Raw genomic sequence first — 23,554 nt, forward strand, 5'->3', positions numbered from 1 at the left:
CCATATGCTTCGGCTCGTAACCCGAAACTGCGGTAACAATAACGTCGTCTTCTGAAGAAGTATTAGATGGCATGATGGCTCCGGGCCCTTGAAACAGTAAAGGCAATGACGATTCGCTCTGTCTATCCCAGTTGTGTTGGATCTTCCAGATCGCTGCTTCAACTCATCGGGTTTCGAGCGTTCACGGTCGTTTTTCTCAAATACGAGCGTTCTGCAATATCAGTCTCGTGACTTCATTCGGAATTTCGAGATGCGGCATGTGGCCGACGCGTTCGAAGATGTGCGTTGCGACGACACCTGGCAGTTTGTGTGCCTGCCGCGTCGGCAAGACGCGATCCTGCGTTCCCCAGATCACCTTGATAGGCATCGGCAGCTCGGCCAGCTCATTGCGCGGAAGTGTTTTTTGCACGGATCCGTCGATGATTTCCTCCGCAATTGCTTCCAGCGTTGCCACTGCACCTGGACGGGAACGGCTTTCTGCGGCTGTCTTTGCCAGGAACTTCGGCAATCTGAACTCCCAGCCAAAAAACTGCTCGAGCAGGATTTCCATTTCCCTGGCATCTGTCGCAGTCGCATAACGGCGCAGCAGGCGATGATTGATCTCAGAACCGAATCCGCCGGGTGACAGCAACGTGAGACTTTTCACGGCTTCCGGGTTTCGCAAGGCGACCAGGGCTGCAACTGCGCCTCCCATCGAATGTCCGACCAGATGGATATCCGTCAGTTCCAGGGCTTCCAGCGATTGAGAAACCGCTTTGGCCGCGACACCGGCATTTCCGATCCTGGGCCAGTCGAGCGCTTCACCATGACCGGGAAGATCGAACGCCAGGGATCGCTTGCTGGTCGCCAGAGCCGTCTGGATGTTCAGCCAGGTTTGGCGGTCTCCTCCGAAACCATGCAGAAGTATGATCGGCGCCCCCTCGTCCGGAGTTCTGGCTTCCTGTTCCCGGTATGGCAGGTGAGGGCGTGTAATCGGGCGAAGGTCGTTCATGCTTATCCAGTGGGTTTGCGATACGTGATTGAAGAGAAGTGGTTCTGAAGGATCAGGTTGCCGGCCGTAGCAATGCTATTCCAGAGCGAATAAGGGCTTTCTGCCGGTAAATCCTCCCAGTTCAAATTCGCCGACAGGACGCGATCTGCCACCGGCAAGCCTTGCGACGTCGCTTGTCATGAGCACATCCGAGCCGACCGTCTTGGTCAAGCTTTCGATCCGGGCGGCTGCATGGACACTTTGTCCTATCACAGAAAATGTCAGCCGGTCGGAGACGCCAATGTTGCCGAACATGACAGAGCCTACAGACAAGGCAATGCCTGCCTTTAACGGATATTTGTTCGAAGAACCGGCATTGACCGTCTGAAGTCGCATCCTTGTATCATCTGCGGAGGCAATCGCCTTGGTGACCGCACTGGCAATGCTTTGCTGATCCGTCGGAAAGACACCCAGAACCGCATCGCCGATAAAGTCCAGGACCTCGCCACCGTTTGCAAGGACTGCGCCGCCAGTGGCTTCAAAGTAAGCGTTTAGCCAGGTCAGATAATCGTCCGGGCCGAGGGCTTCCGCAATGGCGGTGGAATGACGCATGTCGCTGAAATAGATTACCGCGTCAATTGTCTCGCCGTCGCCATGACGGATCTGGCCGTTCAGCACCTTGCCTCCGGCAATCTTTCCCAGGTAGGTCTCGGCGATCGTTCTGGTTATCTGACCTTCGATTGTGGCCCTTGCCGCCAGTGCCAATCGCTTCTGGATGTAGCGAATTGCGGTCAACGCATCATCGGAAAAGCCGTTTTCTTCCCTGGTTGCCCAACTCACGATGATCCCGGTATTGGGATACTCCCCCTTGATTGCCGGGAGTTCAAATTCAGTCGGCAGAACCATATAGTCGGTGTAGCCATTCTCCGATAGTTCCGACAGCAACGGATAGTCATATGGTGCATTTGCGTTGGTCAGTCGCCTGCGCAGCATCGGCTCCCGATTGATCAGGACGGCGCGAACCGGGCTGTTGAGCCATTCTTCGGTTTCTGCCTGCGCATGTGCAATGCGTTCATGGTGAACCGTGCTGCCATTTTCCCAGTACGCATATTCGGCTTCGATCAGCGGATGTAATGTGGACCAGGTCAACATGGCGCGGTCGACCGGAACATGGCACAGTCGCAGCCGTTCGCACATTTCGGCGAACATCGAGGCGAGGTCCGGTGACCCCAATGCCTGGCCGATGAGCCAGTCTTCGATGTCGTCGATTTCCGCCATGCTGATCATGGCGTCAAGTTAGTGAGCTTTCGTCCTGTTTTCCAGACAGGTCTGAACATGCAGACCCTATTTTTCTGGTCCTTCTGAAACTTCACCAGGCGGAATGATGAGCCAGTTCACAGTCGCGTCCGGAATGTCGCCGGAAGCCTGGTAGGAAAAGGTCTTTGATCCTTCCCGAACCGCATCCGGATAATGTTGCAATATCTCCGGAAGCGGCGTTTCCTGTTCGCCGCGCCAGACGATCAGCAAGCCTTTTTGCTGAACAACCTGAAAGTCGATCCACGGGCTCAGAAGCTGATCGTGAAGATAGAACATCGACGGTCGCGATGGAGCGTGGAGCGTGACATTGGCAGCAGACCACATATCACCTGCAACATAGGCAAGCTCTGTGCCCATTCTGTCTTTCCAGAGTGCCTCCAGATGCTGTGCTACCTCGGGCCCGGGATAGTGAATGCGCGTCTGTTTGGTTTTCCAGTGAGGTTCCAGAACAGCCTGACCGAATATGACAGTCAGGAAGATGGCTTGAATGGCAATGGCCGCGGTGATGGCTCGACGCGGGAACGGCCAGAGGGCGGGAAGGTGCAGGAAGCGGACGGCCAGGACACCCGACAGAACGAACATCGGGGTGCCCCACATGTGTTCGAATTCATTGCCCGTTGCAGCCGAAGCCAGAAGAACGACAGCCAGCGGAATAAAGGCAAACCAGAGCAAAAAACGATCATCTGACGGCTTTGGACGCAGGTCTGGTTGATGAATCCTGTCCTTGAAGGACTTCAGACCTGTCCAGCCGAGCCCGGCGAGGACGACGAGAAACAGACCTGCATGGTTTCCGATTTGCGCGGCCAGGAAGTTCAAAGGATTGAAGATGTGGCCCACAAACGAAGTCGCCGGTTTGCTGCGGCTGGCAGCATATTGAAGCGTGAGAAAATCGGTTTCCCTGAGCCAGGTGACATGTGGCACCAGAAGAGCAACGCAGACCAGGCCACAGACCCAGGGTCCAAGGGTCAGCACGTGTCTGCGGGCGTCGGCAAAGACCAGTGCGTAAAGGCCTATTGTTCCGATCAGCAGCAGAACGAAATACTTGGTGTAAAGACCGAAGGCAGCCAGAGCACCCAACAGAATCCAGTCCAGCAGATGTCCCTTGTCGAGGGCGCGATGGAACAGCAGGACCATGCCTGCCCAGATCGGGATCTGCAGAATGTTCGGATTGAACTCCGGCATTGGCAGCGTGAAATAGAATGTAACGCTGGTCAGCACGATTGCCCAGAAAGCGGGCCAGTCACCCAGCCCAAGGCGTCGGGCGATTTTCCAGATGAACAAGTAGCCGATCGCAGCTGAAAGCGCGCTTAGCCAGTAAGCACCGGATGTTTGTCCTCCGCTCATCTGGTAGGTCGCCTCCAGAAGCCAAGCCTGCATTGGAGGATGTTTTGTATAGCCGAGCTGCAACTCCCGGCCCCAGGCAAAGCCCTCGACCACATCCAGCGGTGGATTGGGAAAGGTCAGCGTCGGGATCAACGCATAGAGCAGGCAGAGAAGACCAGCGTAAAGAAGCGCGGCGCGGGATGCGGTCATGTTACGAAAGCCCATTTCTGTGTCTGATTCCGGTCAGTATTGCCTGCTTCAAGGTTCTGCCTGGCGATGTGAAAAAGCCCAGAGCCTCGCGCCCACAAAGGTGAAGGCCGGTACAATCGCAATCGAGAACAAAAGCCCGAAGAGGTCAGGCCACGGCGTGAATTGCAGCCAAAGGGCCAGCACTGTCGAGTTCAGCAGGAAGCCGGACAAGGAAATGATCAAGAAGCGTCGCATGCTCTTCAATGCGGTGCCGTCGCGGCGCAGGTGAGAAAAACTCCAGTAATAGTGGCCGCTGAAAGACACGCTGAAGGCGACAAGAAATCCGAAGATATTGGCTGGAAACGCACTCAGTGTTCCGGCTTCGAGCAAGTATGAGGCGACACTGGCGTGCGTCAGGGTTGCAATCACACCGATGATCGCGAATTTGCCCGCCGCTGCCGTTTCCGTTTTCAGCTTTTGCCGCGTTGCCTCACTTGCCATTGGAGGCCTTGTGCGTCTGGCTTCTGGTGCCTTCGGAACCACCTTCGATGACATCCTGAAGAATATAGACCGGCCGCTGTTTTGCTTCGTTGAACAGCCGCGCAATGTATTCGCCGACCATTCCGATTGACAGCAGCTGGACACCGGAAAAGAACAACAGCGCGACCATCAACGACGCGTAGCCGGGCACATCGATGCCCGATACGAAAACGCGTAAAATCAGGTAGATCGCGTAGGCAAAGGCTCCGAGGGAAACCAATACGCCGCCGTAAAACCAGACACGAAGCGGCAATGTTGTGAAACCCGTCAGTCCGTCCAGGGCAAAGTTCCAGAGTTTCCAGTAATTGAACTTGCCCGTTCCTGCCTTGCGCGGTGGGCGTTCGTAAGGAATCGCCATGGAGGGAAAGCCAACCCAGGCGAACAGGCCTTTCATGAACCGGTTTCTTTCCGGCAGGCGCAAAAGCGCGTCAATAACGACGCGATCAATCAGGCGAAAATCGCCGGCATTGGCCGGCATGTCGATATTGGCGAGCCGGTTGAACAAACGATAGAACATGCCTGCTGTCGAGCGTTTCATGAGCGTATCGGAGGACCGGTCAACTCTGAGACCGTAGACGACATCGTATCCGGCGCGCCAGCCGTCCAGCATCTGCAAAATGAGCTCCGGCGGGTCCTGCAAATCCGCATCGATGATAACCGCAATGTCTCCCTTGGCGGCCTCCAGGCCTGCAGAAAGCGCTGCCTCCTTGCCGAAATTACGAGACAGGGCGAGCAATCGGCCTGGCAAGCCTGTCTTCAGTTCCCGGGAAAGTATGTCCGCCGTCCTGTCCCGGCTGCCGTCATCGATAAACACGTACTCGTAGCTCAGACCGGTTTGGTCCAGGACAGGCCGGGTAGCCTCGAGGAAGTGAACAATGACGTCCTCTTCGTTGAATACCGGTACAATGACGCTGAGCATTGGAGTTTCCGGGCGGGTGCTTTCCCGTCTGGAGACGTAAATTTTCGAGGCGGCGTTCGTTAGCATGGAGAGCTCTTGAAGATTGAAGCTGGCGCAAACTGCCGGAAATTCATGAAAAAGGCCAGCCCGTGCTTCGGGCTGGCCTTTTTTCTCGTGACTTTGTCTCGTCGTTTTTAGACGAGCGCGCCGTGGCAGTGCTTGAATTTCTTGCCGGATCCACATGGGCAGGCTTCGTTGCGGCCGACCTTGCCCCAGGTTTCCGGGTTTTCCGGGTCCCGTTCAACTGCAGCAGTCTGCTGGGCATCCGCGAGTGCCATCTCATCTTCACCTGTCAATGGGTTGATGTGATGAGCGTGCATTTCCGGTTCTTCCGGCATTTGCGGCGGCTGCTCGGTGACGAGCTCGACGCGAAGCAGCTGAGCCGTTGTCATCTGACGCAGCTGTGCAAGCATGGATTCGAACAGGGTGAAGGCTTCGGTCTTGTATTCCTGAAGCGGATCGCGCTGAGCATAACCGCGGAAGGCAACAACAGATCGCAGATGATCCAGGTTCGACAAGTGTTCGCGCCACAGATTGTCCAGTGTCTGAAGCAAGACCGCCTTTTCCACCTGACGCATGATGTCGGGTGAATACTTGGCGACTTTCTGTGCCATGGCTTCATCTGCGGAACGGCGCAAGCGGTCCTTGACTTCCTCTTCCGCGATGCCTTCCTCGTTCGCCCATTCCTTGACCGGCAAGTCCAGGTTCAGGTACTTGCGAACCTCTTCCTGAAGTCCGTCCGTATCCCATTGTTCAGGATAGGCGCGCTCTGGAATATGATTGGCGACCAAATCGTCAACCACATCGTGGCGCATGTCGGTGACGGCATCCTGGATGGCGTCGCTGTCCATGAGCTCGATGCGCTGTTCGAAGACGACCTTGCGCTGGTCGTTCATCACGTTGTCGAATTTGAGCAGGTTCTTACGAATGTCGAAGTTGCGGGCCTCGACTTTCTGCTGCGCCTTTTCCAGAGCCTTGTTGATCCACGGGTGGATAATGGCTTCGCCTTCTTCCAGGCCGAGCTTTTGCAGCATGGAATCCATGCGCTCGGAGCCGAAGATGCGCATCAGGTCGTCCTGCAGGGACAGGAAGAACTTGGAATGGCCCGGGTCACCCTGACGACCGGAGCGGCCGCGCAGCTGGTTGTCGATGCGCCGGCTTTCGTGACGCTCTGTGCCGATCACGTAAAGACCACCGGCTTCGAGAGCTTTCTTCTTCAACTCTTCGACTTCGGCATGGATCTGAGCCTCACGTGAGGAACGCTCTTCGCCTTCCGGCAGTTCTCCGAGTTCCATCGCGATCTGCATGTCGGCATTGCCGCCAAGCTGAATGTCCGTACCGCGACCGGCCATGTTGGTTGCGATGGTCACGGCGCCGGGCAAACCGGCCTGTGCCACAATAAAGGCTTCCTGTTCGTGGTAACGGGCATTCAGAACAGCGAATACCTTGGATTTGCCGCCGTCCTTTTTCTGCGCTGCGGCGAAAGCTGCCGGATCGCTGAGATCGATTTGCTTGTAGCCGTGCTGTTTCTTCAACAACTCGGCCAGGAGTTCGGACTTCTCAATGGAGGTCGTACCCACAAGAATCGGCTGACCGCGTTCCTTGCAATCATCGATCAGTTTGACGATGGCGTTGAATTTCTCCTGAACTGTCCGATAGACCTCATCGTCGTCATCGATGCGGCTGACAGGCAGGTTGGTCGGAATTTCAACGACTTCAAGCTTATAGATGTCGGCAAATTCGTCTGCTTCCGTGGAAGCGGTTCCGGTCATGCCCGCAAGCTTGCCATACATGCGGAAGTAGTTCTGGAACGTGATCGATGCGAGTGTCTGGTTTTCCGGCTGAATGCGGACCTTTTCACGTGCTTCAAGCGCCTGATGCAGCCCTTCAGAAAAGCGGCGGCCCGGCATCATGCGTCCGGTGAACTCGTCGATGATCACCACTTCGTTGTTGCGGACAATGTAGTCCTTGTCGCGCTGGAAGAGCTTGTGAGCCTTCAAAGCCTGCTGGAGGTGGTGAACGATGGAGACGTTCTCAACGTCATAGAGCGAATCGCCTTTTAGGAGCTCGGCTTCGCTCAAAAGGCCTTCGAGGCGTTCATTGCCCGCTTCGGTGAATGTGGCCGAACGGGCTTTCTCGTCAAGCTCGTAATCTTCCTCGGTCAGCTGTGGAATGAAGGCGTCAACCGTGTTGTAGAACTCGGAACGGTCTTCCAATGGACCGGAAATGATGAGTGGCGTTCTCGCCTCATCGATCAGGATCGAATCGACCTCATCCACGATGGCGAAGGAATGACTGCGCTGAACCATCGACTCGCGGTCATGCTTCATGTTGTCGCGCAGATAGTCGAAACCGAACTCGTTGTTGGTGCCGTAGGTCACGTCTGCTGCATAGGCTTCACGACGTTCTTCGTCGGAAAGTCCGTGCGTGATGCAGCCGACGGTCAGCCCGAGGAACTTGTAAACCTGACCCATCCACTCGCTGTCGCGTTGCGCGAGGTAGTCGTTCACCGTGACAACATGCACACCGTTACCGGCGAGTGCGTTCAGGTATACCGGCGCTGTCGCGACCAGGGTCTTACCTTCACCGGTGCGCATTTCTGCGATCTGACCGGAGTGGAGCACCATGCCACCAATCAGCTGGACGTCGTAATGACGCTGCCCAAGTGCACGACGAGCGGCCTCGCGAACTGTAGCAAAAGCGGGAGCGAGGATGTCGTCGACGCTGGCGCCGTTCTTCAGTTTTTCGCGGAATTCTTCCGTCTGGCCGCGCAATGCCTCATCTGACAGGGCTTGCGTTTCTGCTTCCAGGGCATTGATCTCATCAACCTTTGCCCGAAATGCCTTTACCTTCCGGTCGTTCGCCGACCCGAATATCTTACGTGCTAATGCGCCAAGGCCAGCCATGTGGCGGTCCTTCCCTACCAGGCAGCGCCAACTGGCAATCTGGCGCCCGCCCATGAAATCGTCTCAATTGCTGTCCACGTTGCCGCCAAGCGCAACGCGCTGGCCGGTAATGCGGCCGAAAAGATGTCATCCCAGCCCACAAGCAGGGACGCCCGACAGATAAGAGGGGGCTGAATGCTTGTCAACGTCGCTGGAATAGGCAAAGTAGCCCCGCCCTCGCAAATGGGGGCAAATAATTTACTGTTCCTATACGTAAAGGACTTCTCATGTTCCGAATTTCGATGCGCAGGCCGGCCCAGGCGCTTGCCGTTTCTTTCCTGGCCATGACGCTCGGATCTACTTCGCTTACTGCTGCCGAACCCGGAGATGTGGTTGCCAAGGTCGGCAATGCGGAGATCACGGAAGCCGATATTGCTTTCGCTGCCAATGACCTCGGACAGGAATTGCAGCGTTTCCCACCGGCCCAATGGCGCCAGATTCTCCTCGATGTGGTTGTCGATATGGAGTTGCTGGCACAGGCCGCACGTGAAGAAGGTATTGACCAGGACCCGGACTTCAAAAAGCAGCTGGAGTTCCTGGAGCTTCAGGCGCTGAGAAACGCCTATCTTGCACAGAAGATCGACGGCGCAATTTCCGAGGAAGACCTGCAGGCGGCCTATGACAAGGAATTTGCCGATTTCGAAGGTCCGGAAGAAATCAGTGCCCGTCACATTCTGGTGAAGGACAAGGCTGAGGCCGAGGCGCTGATCAAAGAACTTGATGAAGGCGCTGATTTCGCTGAACTGGCGAGAGAGAAATCGACGGGCCCGTCCGGTCCCAACGGCGGCAACCTTGGCTACTTCGGCAAGGGCCAGATGGTAAAACCTTTCGAGGAAGCCGTATTCGCACTTGAACCCGGGTCCTATACAAAGGAGCCGGTGGAAACGCAGTTTGGCTGGCATATCATCAAGCTTGAAGACAAGCGGCGTCAGGAAAAGCCGGCGCTCGAAGCCGTTGCGGGCAACTTGCGGCAACAGCTGATCCGGGATCGCTATGAGGCTAAGATGGCAGAACTGAAGGATGCCGTTAAGGTCGAAATCCTCGATGAAGCGCTTGCAAATGCTCCTGAAGAAGGCGCGAAGACTGAATAAGGTCGCCAGCAGCGCAAATGAAAGCCCGGTCGCCGTTGCGGCCGGGTTTGTTTTTTGAAGCCGGCAGGATGTGCTAGCGCGTGAAAAGGCTTGCCTCCTCCCTGTCCTTGAGGCTAGTTCACAAACCTACCAGTCAGTCTGCCCCATGCGGACCCGAGCTACTTTCATACCGGACCAGTACCGATGTCGACGACCGTTTCTCCTCTCGCGCCAAAATCATACCCGGACATGCCGGAAATCGATGGTGTCCAGTTTGCCACCGCCGAGGCGGGCATCAAGTACGAAGGGCGAACCGACGTTCTTCTGGTCACCGTTTCCGAAGAAACCACCGTTGCGGGTGTCTTCACCAAATCGAAATGTTCCTCGGCTCCCGTTGATTGGTGCAAGGACAAGCTGCCAGGCGGCAAGGCGCGTGCACTCCTGGTGAATTCGGGTAATGCGAATGCTTTTACCGGGAAGAAGGGCAGGGCCTCCGTAGAACTGTCCGCTGACATTGTCGCCAACTCACTTGGATGCGCGAAGGATGAAATCTATCTCGCCTCTACCGGTGTGATCGGTGAGCCTCTTCCAGCAGAGAAATTTTCCCGTGTGATCGAAGAGCTGAAAAATGCTCAGGATGGCGCAAACTGGCTGGATGCCGCCAAGGCCATCATGACCACCGACACCTATCCCAAGGTGGCGACGAGCACAGTAGAGCTCGACGGTGAAACCGTAACCATCAACGGTATCGCCAAGGGGGCGGGGATGATCGCTCCTGACATGGCGACCATGCTTTCCTTTGTATTTACCGATGCCGCAATTGCACCTGATGTTCTTCAGGACCTGCTAAGTGGTGAAACGGGCGGCAGCTTCAATGCCGTGACCGTCGATAGCGACACTTCAACTTCGGACACAGTGCTGTTTTTTGCGACCGGTTCCGCTGCCGCAAAAGGCGTTGCTCCGGTAACATCGCTCGATGATCCACGGGTATCCGTTCTGCGGGCAGCGCTGGGAGATGTCATGCTCGATCTGGCGCATCAGATCGTCCGCGATGGCGAAGGGGCACGCAAGTTTGTCGAAGTGCGTGTCGAAGGTGCCGAGAGCAATTCTTCCGCCAAGACGATCGCTCTGTCGATCGCCAATTCGCCGCTGGTAAAGACGGCAGTTGCCGGCGAGGACGCCAATTGGGGCCGTGTGGTCATGGCGGTCGGCAAGGCAGGCGAACCTGCGGACAGGGATCGGCTCGCAATCTGGTTTGGAGATATTCGCGTTGCAGTCGAAGGTGAACGGGACCCCGATTACAGCGAAGAAGCCGCTTCTGCCGTCATGCAACAGGAAGACATCTTTCTTCGTGTTGATCTGGGGCTCGGAGACGGTGTTGCAACGGTTTGGACGTGTGATCTCACCAAGGAATACGTTGCCATCAATGGCGACTACCGTAGCTAGCGAAAATGAATCTCCGACGGATTTCGAGCAAGTTTGCTTAATGAAACGTCTGCAAGCGTCTTTGAATTGGACACATACATGACCAGGATTGTTCTTGTCGCGGCATGCGCGCTTGTCGATGCCGACGGGCGTATTCTTTTGGCGCAGCGGCCGGAAGGGAAATCGATGGCCGGACTGTGGGAGTTTCCGGGCGGTAAAGTCGAAATCGGCGAGCGACCCGAAGAAACGCTGATCCGCGAGCTGCATGAAGAGCTCGGAATTGAGGTTAACGAAGCGTGTCTGGCGCCTCTAACATTTGCCAGTCACACTTATGAAGATTTTCATTTACTCATGCCACTTTTCATCTGCCGCAGATGGAATGGTATGCCGCAAGGTCAGGAAAACCAGGCGTTGAAATGGGTCCGGGCCGTCAGATTAAGGGATTACCCGATGCCAGCGGCTGATGAACCGCTCATTCCACATCTCATGGAGGCGGTCTAGAAATTGTTGAGGCGAGGTCTTCAGGGGACTGTAAATGCAGATTACATCGAAAACAGTCACCGACCGCTTTTTCAGAGTCCGAGAAACCGCTCTGCGCCTGCTCCGTGATGAAAGTGGGGCGACAACAATCGAATACGGTCTGATCGCCGGAGCAATCAGCGTTGCGATCTTGCTGTCGATGTCAGCTATCGGGACAACCATCCGCGATGACTATTTCAACACGGTGACGACTGCGATGAAGAATGCCATGGCCGCAGCGGGTGGCTGAAAGATCTTTGGCCGGTCGTCAAAGAAACCTGCCTGTCTACTCGCGTATTTTTCTTTCCCTAACACCTAGTGCTTCCGCAAGGCTGGCTTTTGCCGAGCCGGGACGGAGTGGTTTTTGCTGACTTTCGTGTGGGGCCCACCCCGATAGAGTCACAAGTGCGAAAGTTGCCCTGATCCTGCCGTCCGGGTCGGCATGGTTCTCCGCGTAAAGCTCAGCGGCGCGATACAATACCTGGCGCGATAGCGGCGTTCGGCTTCTGTCGTGAAGTATCGACGTTGCTCCCATGGCGCGCAAATCAGCCAAAAGAGCGAACATGTTGTCGTAGCGCACAGTGATTGTATCGAGGTCCGTAACCGGAAGCGCAAATCCGGCACGCTGCAACAGGCTGCCAAGATCGCGCGTATCGGCAAAGGGCAGCACCCGGGCAGCCGCGCCGCCCTTTATCTCCAGTTCGGCCCTGGTAAGACTGTCGCGCAGTTCAGTGAGGGTGCCCGCACCCGGCAGGGTCGCCATCAGCAGTCCATCTGGTGCAAGAGCACGGCGAATCTGGATCAGTGTGCCCGGCAAATCGTTGACAAACTGGAGCGCCAGCGCTGAAACGATGAGATCAACCGATTGATCCCCAAATGGCAACAATGCATCATCGCAAACAAGATCAGGCGGTGACTGATTAGGGTCAGCGATGTGAAGATCTGCCCGGAGTATCTGCCCAGCCTTGCCCGATTTCTCAATGGCTTTGAAAACCAGACCGGTATGTCCGCCAAGATCGACGGCTGTGCCGAAACTGCGATTGACGAGCAGCAACCGCTCTTCCAGATCCGCGGAAACGGCCTTAAGCAGGAAGTCGGCACCGGGCTTAGCAGCCTTCAAGGCGCGTTGACGCCGGGAACGGAGCAATGAACGGTCAAACAGGTCGGGTTGGGAAGACACTTTGCACTCGGATTTGCTTGGAAACCTGTCGTTCACATATGGTATCTGACGTCGAACGTCAAAAGGCGCCGGCGTGTCTTATCACTCTTGTTCATTCTGCAAACAGTTGAACCAAAAATCGAAACTGCGTTATCTTTCCATGCGCAGGAAAACTGAGGTCTGGTGTGCAGGTTACTGCCAAAAACATGATGGCACTTCCGCGGGCGGCTGCGCGCTTTACCCTGCACTTCTTGCTTCCGCTGAGATGCGTCAGCTGTACCTCTCCTGTCGGCACACCAGACAGTTTATGTGCCGACTGCTGGCAGAAGATTTCCTTCATCGAAAAACCCTGGTGTCAGCGCCTCGGTACTCCTTTTGCCTATGATGTGGGCGAGGGAAGCTGGAGCCCGCAGGCGATTGCCTCGCCTCCGATCTTCGACAGGCTGAGATCGGTTGCCTTCTATGAGGGTCCTGCAAGGGACCTGGTCATAGCACTCAAGTTTTTCCGGCAACGGGAACTCGCGAAACCGATGGGCCGCTGGATGAGCCGGGCGGGTAGCGAACTTCTCAAGGAAGACAGCCTTATTGTGCCGGTTCCTCTGCACTGGCTGCGTCTCTTGTCACGGCGTTTCAACCAGTCTGCTGACCTTGCCCGTGTGATTGCGAAAGAATGCGGTGGTCAATTCGAGCCTGAACTGCTCAAACGACGCAAGAAAACGCGCCGACAGGTGGGTCTTTCCGCCAAGGCGCGGCAGAAAAACGTGCGGTCCGCCTTCAGCGTCGACCAGACCCGTTCAGGCCAGATCCAGGGACGTCACGTCGTTTTGATCGATGATGTTATCACGACAGGATCCACAATTGCCGCCTGCAGCAAAACCCTGCTGTCAGCAGGCGCTGCATCCGTTGATGTTCTCACTTTTGCGTATGCTGATACGTCAAATCACGCCGGAGCAAGTACGTCAGGCAAACCGTGAAACGTCTTATCCCTTGAGTTTCGGTGTTGCGCACGCATATAACGCCGGGATTTTGCCGGAACAGCCTGCGGGTGTCTGGCCGAGCCAGTTGAATGAAGGGATCGATTTGAATGGCTAAAGTGGAAATTTATACACGTCAGCTCTGCGGGTTCTGTACGGCTGCCAAGCGTCTTCTCGACAAAAAGGGCGTGTCCTATACAGAGTTTGATGCAACCTTCGACAATGGCTTGCGCAAGGAAATGGTGCAGAAGGCCAACGGACGGTCGACATTTCCGCAGGTGTTTGTTGGGAAAAAACACGTCGGCGGGTGTGACGAACTGCACGACCTGGAACGGTCCGGAAAACTGGACGCTTTGCTCGCATCCTGATTAAGTGTCCTGATACCTCGAATTACCAATCAGACATAAGGCAATCGAATGCCCACGTTCATGGCAGCATGCGTTCAGCTTCGAAGCGGCAAGACCATTTTGGAGAATGCCGAAAATGCAGAAGCGCTGATACGCGCTGCCGCGGCAGAAGGAGCTGATTACGTTCAAACTCCGGAAATGTCGAACGTGCTTGTAAGAAGCCGGGAGGAGTTGTTCGAGCGTCTCCCCCAAGGTCAAGAAGACCTCTTCTTGACCAGGGCGAAATCACTGTCTGCCGAACTGGGCATCTATCTACATCTCGGATCTCTGGCGGTGTTGCTGGAGAATGGCAAGGTCGCCAACCGGGCTTTTCTGATTGGGCCGGGCGGAAAGGTGATTGCCAGTTACGACAAGATTCATATGTTCGATGTGGACTTGCCGAATGGCGAAAGTTGGCGGGAATCTGCAACCTATGAGCCGGGAACTCGGTCCGTTGTTGCGGATTTGCCCCTTGCCAAATTCGGAATGGCGATCTGCTACGATGTCCGTTTTCCTGCGATTTTTCGCACGCAGTCACGTGACGGAGCGCAGGTTCTGACCGGGCCGGCAGCCTTCACCCGTCAGACTGGCAAAGCCCATTGGCATGTGCTACAGCGCGCCCGCGCCATAGAAAATGGTGCCTATATGATTTCGGCTGCGCAGGGCGGCACTCATGAAGACGGACGGGAGACCTATGGGCACAGCCTGATCGTCGACCCGTGGGGCATGGCGATCGCGGAACTGGCGAATGATGAACCCGGTTACGTTCTGGCTGAAATCGATACCGAAAACGCGGCCAAGGCGCGTGCGCGAATTCCTGCCATTGCCAATGAGCGGGGTTTCGAGCTCTCACATGCCGAGGCGCTGAAGGAGATGCCAGCTTGATCAAATACACGCTTGTTTGCGAGGCTGCCCATAGTTTTGAAGGCTGGTTCCGAAACTCCGGTGACTTCGAGGCTCAGGTTGAGCGCAAGCTTGTGGTTTGCCCGATGTGCGGGGCCACCGATGTCAAGAAAGGGCTCATGGCTCCTGCGGTTTCAACGTCCAGAAAACGTGAAGCGCTCTCTCCCATCGCAAAGGCGGAAGCTGAATCTCCGGTGGTGGATACTCCTGAAACCAAAAGCGAAGCGCCGGTTCCCGTAAGCGCTACACCGATGCAGCCCTCCGCGTTGTTGCCGGAAAATCTTCGTCAGAAGGAAATTGTCGAGGCATTGCGACTGGTGCGTGCACGCATCGTCGAGAATTCGGAGAATGTCGGCTCGAATTTTGCCTCGGAGGCGCGAAAGATTCACTACGGCGATGCAGAAGAGCGGAGCATTTACGGAGAAACGACACTCCAGGATGCAGAAGAACTGCTCGAAGAGGGGATTTCGGTCCTACCCCTGCCGGAACTTCCTGAAGACAAGAACTGAGCTGTTCTCAAATCCGCATCACGCGCTCTGGCGTGATGCGTTCCTGCGAAAGTTTCTTTGAAGCCAGACTGGCCAGAGTGTCAGCGTTTCGCGCCGGCAGCGGTCTTGCGACGCGGTTTTGGCTTGGCGGTTTGAGTTTCCTGCAATGTCTCTTCAGCTGCCTTGCTGAACTCCGTGACATTTTCCATCGCCGTTTCGTTAAATTCTTCAACGACTGCGGCATTTTCTGAAAAACTGTCTCTGAACAGGGTTGCCTGTTTTTCGAAGTGCTCCTGATATTCCGTTGCCATTCTTGAATAGAAATTCTGCAACGTTGCCATGGTCTCCTCAGGGGCCACGCATTGGCTCAGGGACTTGGCGCATTCAAAGTCTTCGTGAATCCGGTGGCTGACGAACTCCATGTGGTCATCAAAGGCTTTTTCAGCCTGGGACCACATTGTTTCTCCCATTTTCTGAAAGCTGGCGACTGTTCTGGCTTCCATGCGATCCTCACGTTCTGCAAGGGTCCAGTTTGAGAAAGCCGGCATCGGCCATTCAGTCATCATCGCGCTGATATCGAATGCACCTGAATTGCGCTTTGTAGGCATGAGAAGTCCTCCGCTATCCGTCTGTCATGCTGTTGCCGGCCTGTACGCATGGTTCATGTCGGCGTGTCGCTCAGTACACCTGCGAGAATTCGGCGTGAGGTCCAACTCCGATAATCGGACCGCGCCTAAGTTGACGTAACTGTAGCCTTCCGGCAAGGCGGATCTTTGACAGGGATCAAAGAAGTGAAAGGATCTTTCCGAAAATCGTAAAAACGCCGCTCACATCACTTAGCGTTCAAGAAATCTGTCAGGACGCGGGTGACTTCTTCGGGAGCTTCCAGTGTCGAGAGATGGCCGCTGCCTGCAATTACGGACAGTTCGCTTCCCGGGATGTGTTGATGGATTTCCTGCGCCAGTTCCACAGGTGTCAACCGATCTCCGTCGCCGACCAGGACAAGAGAAGGGCAGGAAATCTCGCCTAGCCGTGGCCGGGAGTCGTAACGACCGTACACCGCCGTCTGCTGTCGTATGAATGCGTCCGCGCCGGTTTCCAGAGCCATGTCGACAACGGCCGATTTCAGAATGTCGTTTTCTTCGTTCTTCTCGTGTACGAAGCCGGGGTAGAGCAAATGGGGAACCTTTCCGAACCCCTTTTTTCGGGTGAGATCAATCAGAAATTTCCGTCTCTTCGTCTGCTCTTGCGTGTCGGGTCGCGGATTTGTGTTCAGCAAAGCAAGTTTTCCAACCCGTTCCGGCGCTTCTCTCATGATTTCCATGGCGACGTAGCCACCCATGGAAAGACCGATCAGCGAAAAGCGTTCGGGCGCTTCGTCCAGCAACCGTGCCGCGATATCCGAGATGCTGTCGTGTTCCCGGTGATTGGCGACCATGAGTGGCCGGTCCGCAAATGCGGTAATTTGCGGAGCAAAGAGGGCTTCGGTACACAAAAGCCCGGGAACAAAGACGATCGGATCGCTCATCAGGAAGGGTTCGCCCGCTCAGCGAGCAGCATGTAGTTGACATCCATGTCGCGTGACTGGCTCCAGGTGTCAGTCAGGGGATTGTAGCTGACGCCCGACCGGTCAATCACTTTAAGGCCGGCAGCCTTGACCGGAGCTTCGATCTCCGATGGCTTGACCAACTTCTCGTAAGAGTGGGTTCCTTTCGGCAGCCATCGCAAGACGTACTCCGCACCGACAATCGCAAGTGCGTAGGCTTTCAAAGTGCGATTGATGGTCGCAACGAACATCAGGCCGCCGGGTTTAACCATCTGGCTTGTCGCTTCCATGAACAGCGGGACGTCGGCAACGTGTTCCACGACTTCCATGTTCAAGACGACATCGAAGGTCTCACCTGCCGCGGCCAGGCTTTCTGCGGTTTCGGCCCTGTAGTCGATCTCCAGGCCGGAGCTTTGCATATGAAGCCTGGCGATCTTGATATTGGTGTCTGAAGGGTCGGCGCCCACGACTTCAGCACCGAGGCGCGCCATGGGTTCGCTCAAGAGGCCGCCGCCGCAGCCGATGTCAAGGAAGCGCAACCCCTTGAATGCGTCCGCAGCTTTCGGATCTCGTCCGAAATGGCGGCAGACTTCCTGCTTGATGTAAGCGAGGCGGACGGGGTTGAACTTATGCAGAGGCTTGAAGTCCCCGGTCGGATCCCACCACTGTTCGGCCATTGCCGAAAAGCGGGCAACCTCTTCGCTGTCGATCGTACCGGTCGATTGTTGAGCCTTGTCTGTCATCGGACGAACCTTTCGTTCGGGCGAACGGCCTGTTGCTCCGTCGCTTTGTCTGCTGAGTGCTGTCGATCCAAGGTCTGAGTTCATTTGTCAAGAGTTCCGGTTGCAGCAAAGGAACGCAGCCTGTATGCATGTGCGCCGATCCATCCGGAGCGTCTGGCGCTTCATGACACGATAAAAAGATTACGAGTGGTATGGCCCGACTGGTTTTAAAATTTGGTGGGACTTCGGTTGCCGATCTGGATCGCATCCGCAATGTCGCGCGCCATGTGAAACGGGAAGTTGATGCCGGTCATCAGGTTGCGGTCGTCGTATCGGCCATGGCCGGACAGACCAACAAGCTGGTGCAATTCTGCCGTGAAGCCGCGCCTTTGCATGATGCGCGGGAGTATGATGCGGTGGTTGCCTCCGGCGAACAGGTGACATCCGGCCTGTTGGCGATTGTGCTTCAGGACATGGGCGTCAATGCCCGGTCGTGGCAGGGTTGGCAGGTGCCGATCAAGACTGACGAGAACCACGGTGCGGCACGTATTCGTGAGATCGAGGGCGATTTTCTGACGGAGCGGTTGGAGCAGGGGCAGGTTGCCGTGCTCGCCGGTTTCCAGGGCATGTCGCCGGACAACCGCATCGCGACACTCGGCCGGGGCGGTTCGGACACGAGTGCGGTAGCCATTGCTGCGGCGATCAAGGCGGACCGCTGTGATATCTATACCGATGTTGATGGTGTTTACACGACCGACCCGCGCATCGTGCCCAAAGCTCAGCGTCTTGAACGGGTTTCCTTCGAGGAAATGCTCGAAATGGCGTCTCTTGGCGCGAAAGTTCTCCAGGTGCGGTCTGTCGAAATGGCGATGGTGCACGGTGTCAGGACATTCGTACGCTCCAGTTTCGACGATCCGGATGCACCGCAGGTCGGCGAAGACGGCCTTCCGATTGGTACTCTAATTTGCGACGAGGATGAACTCGTGGAACAGCAGGTAGTCACCGGCATTGCATATGCCAAGGACGAAGCTCAGATCTCAATTCGTGACGTGGCCGACAAGCCGGGTGTTGCGGAATCCGTGTTCGGGCCTTTGGCGGACGCCCATATCAACGTGGACATGATCGTCCAGAACATTTCGCCGGACGGGAAGACCACGGACATCACCTTCACCGTTCCCGAAGGTGATTTCGAGCGGGCCAAGAAGGTGCTGGTGGACAACCGCGAAGAGATCGGTTTCCAGAACCTTGAGGGCGCAACCGACGTTGTTAAGGTATCCGTTATCGGTATCGGAATGCGGTCTCACGCAGGTATCGCAGCCCAGTGCTTCCGTGGTCTGGCGTCCAAGGGGATCAACATCCGGGCGATCACTACCTCGGAAATCAAGATCTCCGTTTTGATTGATTCTGCGTATGCGGAACTTGCAGTGCGGACTCTCCATTCGCTATACGGGTTAGATGGATAATCTATCCGGCAAGCGGGCTCGGGTGTTAACCTGAGCCGGAGCTTGTCAAAAGCGGGATAAAACGGGGGCGCAATGCGCAGCAACCTAGCCGGACCGCGCCTATTGCTCCGCAGGCTCCGTGAAGTCATGGCGGAGCCGATCACGGCGCAAGAGCGACTCGACAAGATTGTGGTGCTGATCGCATCAAATGTCGTCGCCGAAGTGTGTTCGGTTTATATTCTGCGCGCCGATGGCGTTCTTGAACTTTATGCGACCGAAGGGTTGAACCGGGAGGCGGTTCACAATGCTTCCTTGCGAGTCGGTCAGGGGTTGGTCGGCCTGATTGCTGCCGAAGCACGCCCTCTCAATCTCCCCAACGCCAGTGCGCATCCAGGTTTTACCTATTTGCCTGAAACCGGCGAGGAGGCCTACAATTCATTCCTCGGCGTGCCGATTCTTCGGGCGGGCAGGACCCTCGGCGTTCTGGTGGTTCAAAACCAGTCGCACCGCACCTATCTGGAAGACGAAGTCGAGGCACTGCAGACGACAGCAATGGTGATCGCCGAAATGGTGGCAGCAGGGGAACTGGAGGCGATTGCCCAGGAGGCAACTGGACTGGATCTGTCCCGTCCGATTACCGCGACGGGTGTCGGCCTAGCGGAAGGCGTCGGTCTCGGGCATGTGGTCCTGCATGAACCGCGCGTTGTTGTTACCAATCTTATCGCGGAAGACACCGATCGGGAAAAGAACCGCCTCGAAGGCGCGATCAACCGGCTCCGTCTTTCCATTGATGATCTCCTGGCCAGCGGTGAAATTGCAGCCTCCGGGGAACACCGGGAAGTTCTGGAAGCCTACCGGATGTTTGCCTACGACCGGGGCTGGATCCGCAAGATCGAAGAGGCGATCAAAAACGGACTGACTGCGGAGGCCGCAGTTGAAAAGGTGCAGAGCGACACGCGTGCGCGCATGCTGCGCCAGACGGATCCGTACCTGCGTGAACGCCTACATGACCTCGATGATCTCGCCCACCGCCTGATCCGGGAGTTGATGGGCCGCGAACATGGTCCGAGCGTGGATGAGTTGCCGCAAGATGCCATCATTGTCGGCAGAAACATGGGCGCGGCAGAGCTTCTGGACTACGGCCGCGACCGCATCCGTGGACTGGTGCTTGAAGAGGGCGGTCCGACCAGTCACGTGACGATTGTCGCGCGTGCTCTTGGAATTCCGACTGTCGGCCTGGTCGAAGACATTGTGGGCATGGCCGACGGCGGTGACGCGATCATTGTCGACGGCGATACCGGCGAGGTGCATCTTCGACCTGCGACCGATCTGGAAAACGCGTATGCGGAAAAGGTGCGGTTCCGGGCAAGGCGCCAGGCACAATACCGTCGCCTGCGCAGCAAACCGTCCGTCACCAAGGACGGGGTTGAATTCTCGCTTCAGATGAATGCGGGACTGCTGATCGACTTGCCGCATCTGGCCGAATCAGGTGCTGCGGGTGTCGGTCTTTTCCGTACCGAACTGCAGTTCATGGTGGCGTCCTCATTCCCGAGAATGCGTGAGCAACAGGCTCAATACAGCCAGATACTGGATGCTGCCGATGGAAAACCGGTGACGTTCCGTTCCCTGGACATCGGCGGAGATAAGGTTCTGCCATATCTGCGCTCGATCCAGGAAGAAAATCCGGCTATGGGCTGGCGTGCGCTTCGCCTTGGCCTCGACCGGCCGGGTTTGCTGAGAACGCAGATTCGCGCTCTTCTGCACGCGGCCGCCGGGCGTGACCTGAAGCTCATGTTCCCCATGGTGGCAGAAGTCGATGAATTTCTGCAGGCAAAGGCGCTGGTCGACAAGGAAGTCAAACATCTCAGGCAACACGGACATACAACGCCGGAAAATGTCCGTCTCGGCGTCATGGTCGAAGTGCCGTCACTTCTGTTCCAGCTGGATGAACTGATGGGGTATGTCGACTTTGTTTCTGTCGGCTCGAACGATCTTTTCCAGTTTTTCTGTGCGGTGGATCGCGGCAATACCCGAGTGGCAGATCGCTTTGACACTTTGAGCGTCCCGTTCCTTCGGGCCTTGAAATCCATAGTCGACGCAGCAAATAAGGCTCATGTTCCAGTAACCCTGTGCGGCGAGCTGGCAGGACGTCCCCTGGAAGCCATGGCTCTGGTCGGGCTGGGCTACAGGGATCTTTCGATGTCACCTGCAGCGCTTGGTCCGGTCAAGGCGATGCTGCGTACTCTTGATGCGGGGCGGTTGTCCGCGCGTCTTCTGCCTCGTCTCGAACCGGGACATGATGACAGCAACATACGCGAAGTGCTGAAGCGGTTTGCTGGCGAGACGGATGTTGCGCTCTAGCGGTAACATGCGTACCCCATCCAATAAATGTTCTAGGAGAACCTGCGCGTATGCTGGCGCGTCATAAACTCGATAATTTGCTGGACCGGTTTGCCGAACTCGAACACATGATGTCGGCCAACCCTGATCCTGCCGCTTACGTGAAACTGTCCCGCGAATATGCCGGGTTGGAACCGCTGGTCCAGAAGATCCGTGCCTTGATCAAGGCGGAGGAAGATCTTGCCGGAGCGGAATCGCTTATCTCCGATTCGGAAACTGACGCTGAAATGCGTGAACTTGCCGAGATGGAACGCGAAGAGCTTACCGGCAGCGTCGAACAGCTCACACAGGATGTTCGCATCGGGCTTTTGCCGAAAGATGCTGCGGACGCCAACGATGCCATTCTCGAAGTGCGCGCTGGAACCGGCGGAGACGAAGCAGCCCTGTTTGCGGGTGATTTGTTCCGCATGTACCAGCGTTATGCCGAGCTTCAAGGCTGGAAGGTTGAAATTCTCTCAACCAGCGAAGGGGAAGTTGGTGGTTACAAGGAAGTCATTGCCTCTGTTTCCGGTGACAATGTCTTTGCGCGCCTGAAATTTGAATCCGGCGTCCATCGTGTCCAACGCGTACCGGCTACCGAGTCCGGTGGACGTATTCACACCTCTGCGGCAACGGTAGCGGTTCTGCCTCAGGCCGAAGACGTCGATGTTGATGTGCAGGAGAGTGATTTGCGCATTGATACCTTCCGGGCGTCAGGTGCAGGCGGCCAGCACGTCAATACGACGGATTCCGCAGTTCGCATCACTCATATTCCAACCGGTATCGTGGTTGCCGTTCAGGACGAACGTTCACAGCACAAGAACAAGGCACGTGCCATGCAGCTGCTTCGTGCCCGTATATATGACGAGGAGCGGGAGCGTGCTGCCAGCGAGCGGACGGAAGCGCGTCGGCTACAGGTCGGGTCGGGCGATCGTTCGGAGCGAATCAGAACCTACAATTTCCCGCAGGGACGCGTGACGGATCACCGAATCGGTCTGACGCTCTACAAGTTGGAGCAGATCATCGCTGGCGAAGGGCTCGGTGAAGTCATTGACGCCCTGATCGTGGACCATCAGGCCAACTTGCTGGCCTCAGAAGAAACCTGACAATGCTTGTCGGTCAGCTTTACCGGCAGGTTCGCAATCGGTTCCGGCAGGCGGGGCTGTCGACACCCGAACTGGATGCAAAGCTGCTTGTGAGCGCTGCACTGGAGATGTCAGTCTCCGATCTTGTTCTGAATGAAACTGACGAAGTCGGTTTCCACGGAGTTGAGCTCGCCAACGGCCATGCTGAAAAACGGCTCGGCGGCATGCCAGTCGGCCGGATACTTGGCGAACGTGAGTTCTATGGCCGAAGTTTCCGGCTGCACGCGGCCACGTTGGAACCACGACCGGACACCGAAGTCCTGATCGATGCGGTCTTGCATCGAAGCGATCCCGAATCCCCAAGTCTGATGTGTGATATCGGGACGGGCACCGGTGCGATCGCGGTCACCCTTCTGGCCGAACTTCCGCGGTCCAGCATGATCGCTCTCGATCTTTCGGAAGACGCCTTGGCATGTGCTTCTGCGAACGCCAGCAGTCATGGCGTTGGGGAGCGCTTTTTCCCCTTGTGTGCGGATTATCTATCGGCCTTGGGACAGGCTGAAAGTTCTTCTGCAGGGCCAGGTCTGGATTGGATCATCAGCAACCCGCCCTATATTCGCACCGCGATTCTGCAAGAGTTGTCGAGAGAAGTGATTCAGCATGACCCGAATTTGGCTCTCGATGGAGGTGAGACCGGCCTTGAGGCCTATGTCCGTATTGTTACAGATGCGGTTCATCTTTTGCGACCGGGCGGGCAAATTGCTTTTGAAATTGGCTATGATCAGGCGGGCGATGTCAAAAAACAGCTGCGTCATCATGGCTTTGGAGCAATTGAAATCATTAACGATCTCGCCGGAAACGATCGAGTTGTCGTTGCTCGGAAGATGTAAATTCATTGTTTTGACCTTAAGGTGAAAAAGCACTTGGAAATCGCAGCGGAAACGGTTAGGTTCAGCTTGCCGAGACCGGAAATGTGATCAGCGTTCAGCGGGGCATACGCATCCGGCAACGTGGGGAAAAACGCAAATTAAGCGTTGTGGAATCCGTTGCAAATCGGGCTATCCGGTGTTTCGGACTGTCAAAGAAAAAGACAAACGCGTTGGCCAGTGGCCTTTAACGCGTTGCGTGGGTTTTCAATGACAGCCGCTAACCAGCATTGTTGGTTTCGGTGTGTATTTCGTGTCGGTTTTAGGCAATTCCGATGTTGGGTCAGT

22 protein-coding genes are annotated in these 23,554 nt (G+C 56.1%); 12 read left to right on the top strand and 10 right to left on the bottom strand.

Translation table 11 applies throughout. The annotated features are described in order from the left end of the window. Window positions 1-196: 196 nt before the first annotated feature. The 6 genes from ABLO27_RS25985 to secA form a co-directional block, all read right to left on the bottom strand. Entirely contained in the window at window positions 197-991 is a 795-nt protein-coding gene (locus ABLO27_RS25985; RefSeq protein WP_353036998.1) for an alpha/beta fold hydrolase, read from the bottom strand. 75 nt (window positions 992-1,066) lie between these two features. Continuing rightward, window positions 1,067-2,248, bottom strand: a complete 1,182-nt coding sequence (locus ABLO27_RS25990) for an adenylate/guanylate cyclase domain-containing protein (protein WP_353036999.1) — start codon at window positions 2,246-2,248, stop codon at window positions 1,067-1,069. Window positions 2,249-2,314: 66 nt separating this feature from the next. Continuing rightward, a complete protein-coding gene (locus tag ABLO27_RS25995) occupies window positions 2,315-3,820 on the bottom strand; it encodes a glycosyltransferase family 39 protein (RefSeq protein WP_353037000.1) in 1,506 nt (501 codons plus the stop codon). Between the two features lie 48 nt (window positions 3,821-3,868). Beyond that, window positions 3,869-4,300, bottom strand: coding sequence for a GtrA family protein (locus tag ABLO27_RS26000; RefSeq protein ID WP_353037001.1), 432 nt, complete (start codon window positions 4,298-4,300; stop codon window positions 3,869-3,871). After that, entirely contained in the window at window positions 4,290-5,324 is a 1,035-nt protein-coding gene (locus tag ABLO27_RS26005) for a glycosyltransferase family 2 protein (protein ID WP_353037002.1), read from the bottom strand. The genes ABLO27_RS26000 and ABLO27_RS26005 overlap by 11 nt, the downstream gene beginning before the upstream one ends. Window positions 5,325-5,431: 107 nt before the next feature. Continuing rightward, the gene (secA, locus tag ABLO27_RS26010) at window positions 5,432-8,203 is read right to left on the bottom strand and encodes a preprotein translocase subunit SecA (protein WP_353037003.1); all 2,772 of its coding nucleotides are present in this window, start codon (window positions 8,201-8,203) and stop codon (window positions 5,432-5,434) included. 266 nt (window positions 8,204-8,469) lie between these two features. Here secA and ABLO27_RS26015 point away from each other — a divergent pair, with 266 nt between their 5' ends. The 4 genes from ABLO27_RS26015 to ABLO27_RS26030 all read left to right on the top strand — a co-directional run bounded on the left by ABLO27_RS26015 (window position 8,470) and on the right by ABLO27_RS26030 (window position 11,506). Further along, window positions 8,470-9,333 carry a peptidylprolyl isomerase gene (locus ABLO27_RS26015; RefSeq protein WP_353037004.1) on the top strand — a complete coding sequence of 288 codons (864 nt, stop codon included), beginning with the start codon at window positions 8,470-8,472 and terminating at the stop codon, window positions 9,331-9,333. Between the two features lie 183 nt (window positions 9,334-9,516). Continuing rightward, window positions 9,517-10,758, top strand: coding sequence for a bifunctional glutamate N-acetyltransferase/amino-acid acetyltransferase ArgJ (argJ, locus tag ABLO27_RS26020; RefSeq protein WP_353037005.1), 1,242 nt, complete (start codon window positions 9,517-9,519; stop codon window positions 10,756-10,758). Between the two features lie 78 nt (window positions 10,759-10,836). Next, entirely contained in the window at window positions 10,837-11,238 is a 402-nt protein-coding gene (mutT, locus tag ABLO27_RS26025; RefSeq protein WP_353037006.1) for an 8-oxo-dGTP diphosphatase MutT, read from the top strand. A 34-nt stretch (window positions 11,239-11,272) separates the two neighbouring features. Beyond that, window positions 11,273-11,506 carry a Flp family type IVb pilin gene (locus ABLO27_RS26030; protein ID WP_353037007.1) on the top strand — a complete coding sequence of 78 codons (234 nt, stop codon included), beginning with the start codon at window positions 11,273-11,275 and terminating at the stop codon, window positions 11,504-11,506. Between the two features lie 36 nt (window positions 11,507-11,542). Here ABLO27_RS26030 and ABLO27_RS26035 read toward each other — a convergent pair whose 3' ends face one another. Beyond that, window positions 11,543-12,436 carry a methyltransferase domain-containing protein gene (locus ABLO27_RS26035; RefSeq protein ID WP_353037008.1) on the bottom strand — a complete coding sequence of 298 codons (894 nt, stop codon included), beginning with the start codon at window positions 12,434-12,436 and terminating at the stop codon, window positions 11,543-11,545. 185 nt (window positions 12,437-12,621) lie between these two features. On the opposite strand from ABLO27_RS26035, the gene ABLO27_RS26040 reads away from it, so the two are divergent. The 4 genes from ABLO27_RS26040 (at window position 12,622) to ABLO27_RS26055 (ending at window position 15,187) form a co-directional block, all read left to right on the top strand. Beyond that, window positions 12,622-13,389, top strand: a complete 768-nt coding sequence (locus ABLO27_RS26040; protein WP_353037009.1) for a ComF family protein — start codon at window positions 12,622-12,624, stop codon at window positions 13,387-13,389. 110 nt (window positions 13,390-13,499) lie between these two features. Next, window positions 13,500-13,757 carry a glutaredoxin 3 gene (gene grxC, locus ABLO27_RS26045; RefSeq protein WP_353037010.1) on the top strand — a complete coding sequence of 86 codons (258 nt, stop codon included), beginning with the start codon at window positions 13,500-13,502 and terminating at the stop codon, window positions 13,755-13,757. A gap of 48 nt (window positions 13,758-13,805) precedes the next feature. Beyond that, entirely contained in the window at window positions 13,806-14,660 is an 855-nt protein-coding gene (locus tag ABLO27_RS26050; protein WP_353037011.1) for a carbon-nitrogen hydrolase family protein, read from the top strand. After that, window positions 14,657-15,187: a DUF1178 family protein gene (locus ABLO27_RS26055; RefSeq protein ID WP_353037012.1), complete on the top strand. Its 531-nt coding sequence runs from the start codon at window positions 14,657-14,659 to the stop codon at window positions 15,185-15,187. The genes ABLO27_RS26050 and ABLO27_RS26055 overlap by 4 nt, the downstream gene beginning before the upstream one ends. 80 nt (window positions 15,188-15,267) lie before the next feature. Here ABLO27_RS26055 and ABLO27_RS26060 read toward each other — a convergent pair whose 3' ends face one another. From ABLO27_RS26060 to ubiG, 3 genes are all read right to left on the bottom strand, one after another. Then, window positions 15,268-15,774, bottom strand: coding sequence for a hypothetical protein (locus tag ABLO27_RS26060; protein WP_353037013.1), 507 nt, complete (start codon window positions 15,772-15,774; stop codon window positions 15,268-15,270). 224 nt (window positions 15,775-15,998) lie between these two features. Continuing rightward, window positions 15,999-16,694, bottom strand: coding sequence for an alpha/beta fold hydrolase (locus ABLO27_RS26065; RefSeq protein WP_353037014.1), 696 nt, complete (start codon window positions 16,692-16,694; stop codon window positions 15,999-16,001). Continuing rightward, the gene (ubiG, locus tag ABLO27_RS26070; protein ID WP_353037015.1) at window positions 16,694-17,455 is read right to left on the bottom strand and encodes a bifunctional 2-polyprenyl-6-hydroxyphenol methylase/3-demethylubiquinol 3-O-methyltransferase UbiG; all 762 of its coding nucleotides are present in this window, start codon (window positions 17,453-17,455) and stop codon (window positions 16,694-16,696) included. The genes ABLO27_RS26065 and ubiG overlap by 1 nt, the downstream gene beginning before the upstream one ends. A gap of 191 nt (window positions 17,456-17,646) precedes the next feature. On the opposite strand from ubiG, the gene ABLO27_RS26075 reads away from it, so the two are divergent. The 4 genes from ABLO27_RS26075 (at window position 17,647) to prmC (ending at window position 23,230) form a co-directional block, all read left to right on the top strand. After that, window positions 17,647-18,897 carry an aspartate kinase gene (locus ABLO27_RS26075; RefSeq protein ID WP_352946897.1) on the top strand — a complete coding sequence of 417 codons (1,251 nt, stop codon included), beginning with the start codon at window positions 17,647-17,649 and terminating at the stop codon, window positions 18,895-18,897. Window positions 18,898-18,969: 72 nt separating this feature from the next. After that, a complete protein-coding gene (gene ptsP, locus ABLO27_RS26080) occupies window positions 18,970-21,237 on the top strand; it encodes a phosphoenolpyruvate--protein phosphotransferase (RefSeq protein WP_353037016.1) in 2,268 nt (755 codons plus the stop codon). Between the two features lie 50 nt (window positions 21,238-21,287). Then, window positions 21,288-22,361, top strand: a complete 1,074-nt coding sequence (gene prfA / locus ABLO27_RS26085; RefSeq protein WP_353037017.1) for a peptide chain release factor 1 — start codon at window positions 21,288-21,290, stop codon at window positions 22,359-22,361. Window positions 22,362-22,363: 2 nt separating this feature from the next. After that, window positions 22,364-23,230, top strand: a complete 867-nt coding sequence (gene prmC, locus ABLO27_RS26090) for a peptide chain release factor N(5)-glutamine methyltransferase (protein WP_353037018.1) — start codon at window positions 22,364-22,366, stop codon at window positions 23,228-23,230. Window positions 23,231-23,554 lie beyond the last annotated feature (324 nt).

The sequence above is a fragment of the Roseibium sp. SCP15 genome, from assembly GCF_040329435.1.
In the GTDB taxonomy this organism is placed as follows: Bacteria; Pseudomonadota; Alphaproteobacteria; order Rhizobiales; family Stappiaceae; genus Roseibium.

Bases quoted from the DNA above. Each gene is read 5' to 3' on its own strand.
- ABLO27_RS25985 (WP_353036998.1), bottom strand. From the start codon at position 991: ATGAACGACCTTCGCCCGATTACACGCCCTCACCTGCCATACCGGGAA.
- ABLO27_RS25990 (WP_353036999.1), bottom strand. From the start codon at position 2,248: ATGGCGGAAATCGACGACATCGAAGACTGGCTCATCGGCCAGGCATTG.
- ABLO27_RS25995 (WP_353037000.1), bottom strand. From the start codon at position 3,820: ATGACCGCATCCCGCGCCGCGCTTCTTTACGCTGGTCTTCTCTGCCTG.
- ABLO27_RS26000 (WP_353037001.1), bottom strand. From the start codon at position 4,300: ATGGCAAGTGAGGCAACGCGGCAAAAGCTGAAAACGGAAACGGCAGCG.
- ABLO27_RS26005 (WP_353037002.1), bottom strand. From the start codon at position 5,324: ATGCTAACGAACGCCGCCTCGAAAATTTACGTCTCCAGACGGGAAAGC.
- secA (WP_353037003.1), bottom strand. From the start codon at position 8,203: ATGGCTGGCCTTGGCGCATTAGCACGTAAGATATTCGGGTCGGCGAAC.
- ABLO27_RS26015 (WP_353037004.1), top strand. From the start codon at position 8,470: ATGTTCCGAATTTCGATGCGCAGGCCGGCCCAGGCGCTTGCCGTTTCT.
- argJ (WP_353037005.1), top strand. From the start codon at position 9,517: ATGTCGACGACCGTTTCTCCTCTCGCGCCAAAATCATACCCGGACATG.
- mutT (WP_353037006.1), top strand. From the start codon at position 10,837: ATGACCAGGATTGTTCTTGTCGCGGCATGCGCGCTTGTCGATGCCGAC.
- ABLO27_RS26030 (WP_353037007.1), top strand. From the start codon at position 11,273: ATGCAGATTACATCGAAAACAGTCACCGACCGCTTTTTCAGAGTCCGA.
- ABLO27_RS26040 (WP_353037009.1), top strand. From the start codon at position 12,622: ATGATGGCACTTCCGCGGGCGGCTGCGCGCTTTACCCTGCACTTCTTG.
- grxC (WP_353037010.1), top strand. From the start codon at position 13,500: ATGGCTAAAGTGGAAATTTATACACGTCAGCTCTGCGGGTTCTGTACG.
- ABLO27_RS26050 (WP_353037011.1), top strand. From the start codon at position 13,806: ATGCCCACGTTCATGGCAGCATGCGTTCAGCTTCGAAGCGGCAAGACC.
- ABLO27_RS26060 (WP_353037013.1), bottom strand. From the start codon at position 15,774: ATGCCTACAAAGCGCAATTCAGGTGCATTCGATATCAGCGCGATGATG.
- ABLO27_RS26065 (WP_353037014.1), bottom strand. From the start codon at position 16,694: ATGAGCGATCCGATCGTCTTTGTTCCCGGGCTTTTGTGTACCGAAGCC.
- ubiG (WP_353037015.1), bottom strand. From the start codon at position 17,455: ATGACAGACAAGGCTCAACAATCGACCGGTACGATCGACAGCGAAGAG.
- ABLO27_RS26075 (WP_352946897.1), top strand. From the start codon at position 17,647: ATGGCCCGACTGGTTTTAAAATTTGGTGGGACTTCGGTTGCCGATCTG.
- ptsP (WP_353037016.1), top strand. From the start codon at position 18,970: ATGCGCAGCAACCTAGCCGGACCGCGCCTATTGCTCCGCAGGCTCCGT.
- prfA (WP_353037017.1), top strand. From the start codon at position 21,288: ATGCTGGCGCGTCATAAACTCGATAATTTGCTGGACCGGTTTGCCGAA.
- prmC (WP_353037018.1), top strand. From the start codon at position 22,364: ATGCTTGTCGGTCAGCTTTACCGGCAGGTTCGCAATCGGTTCCGGCAG.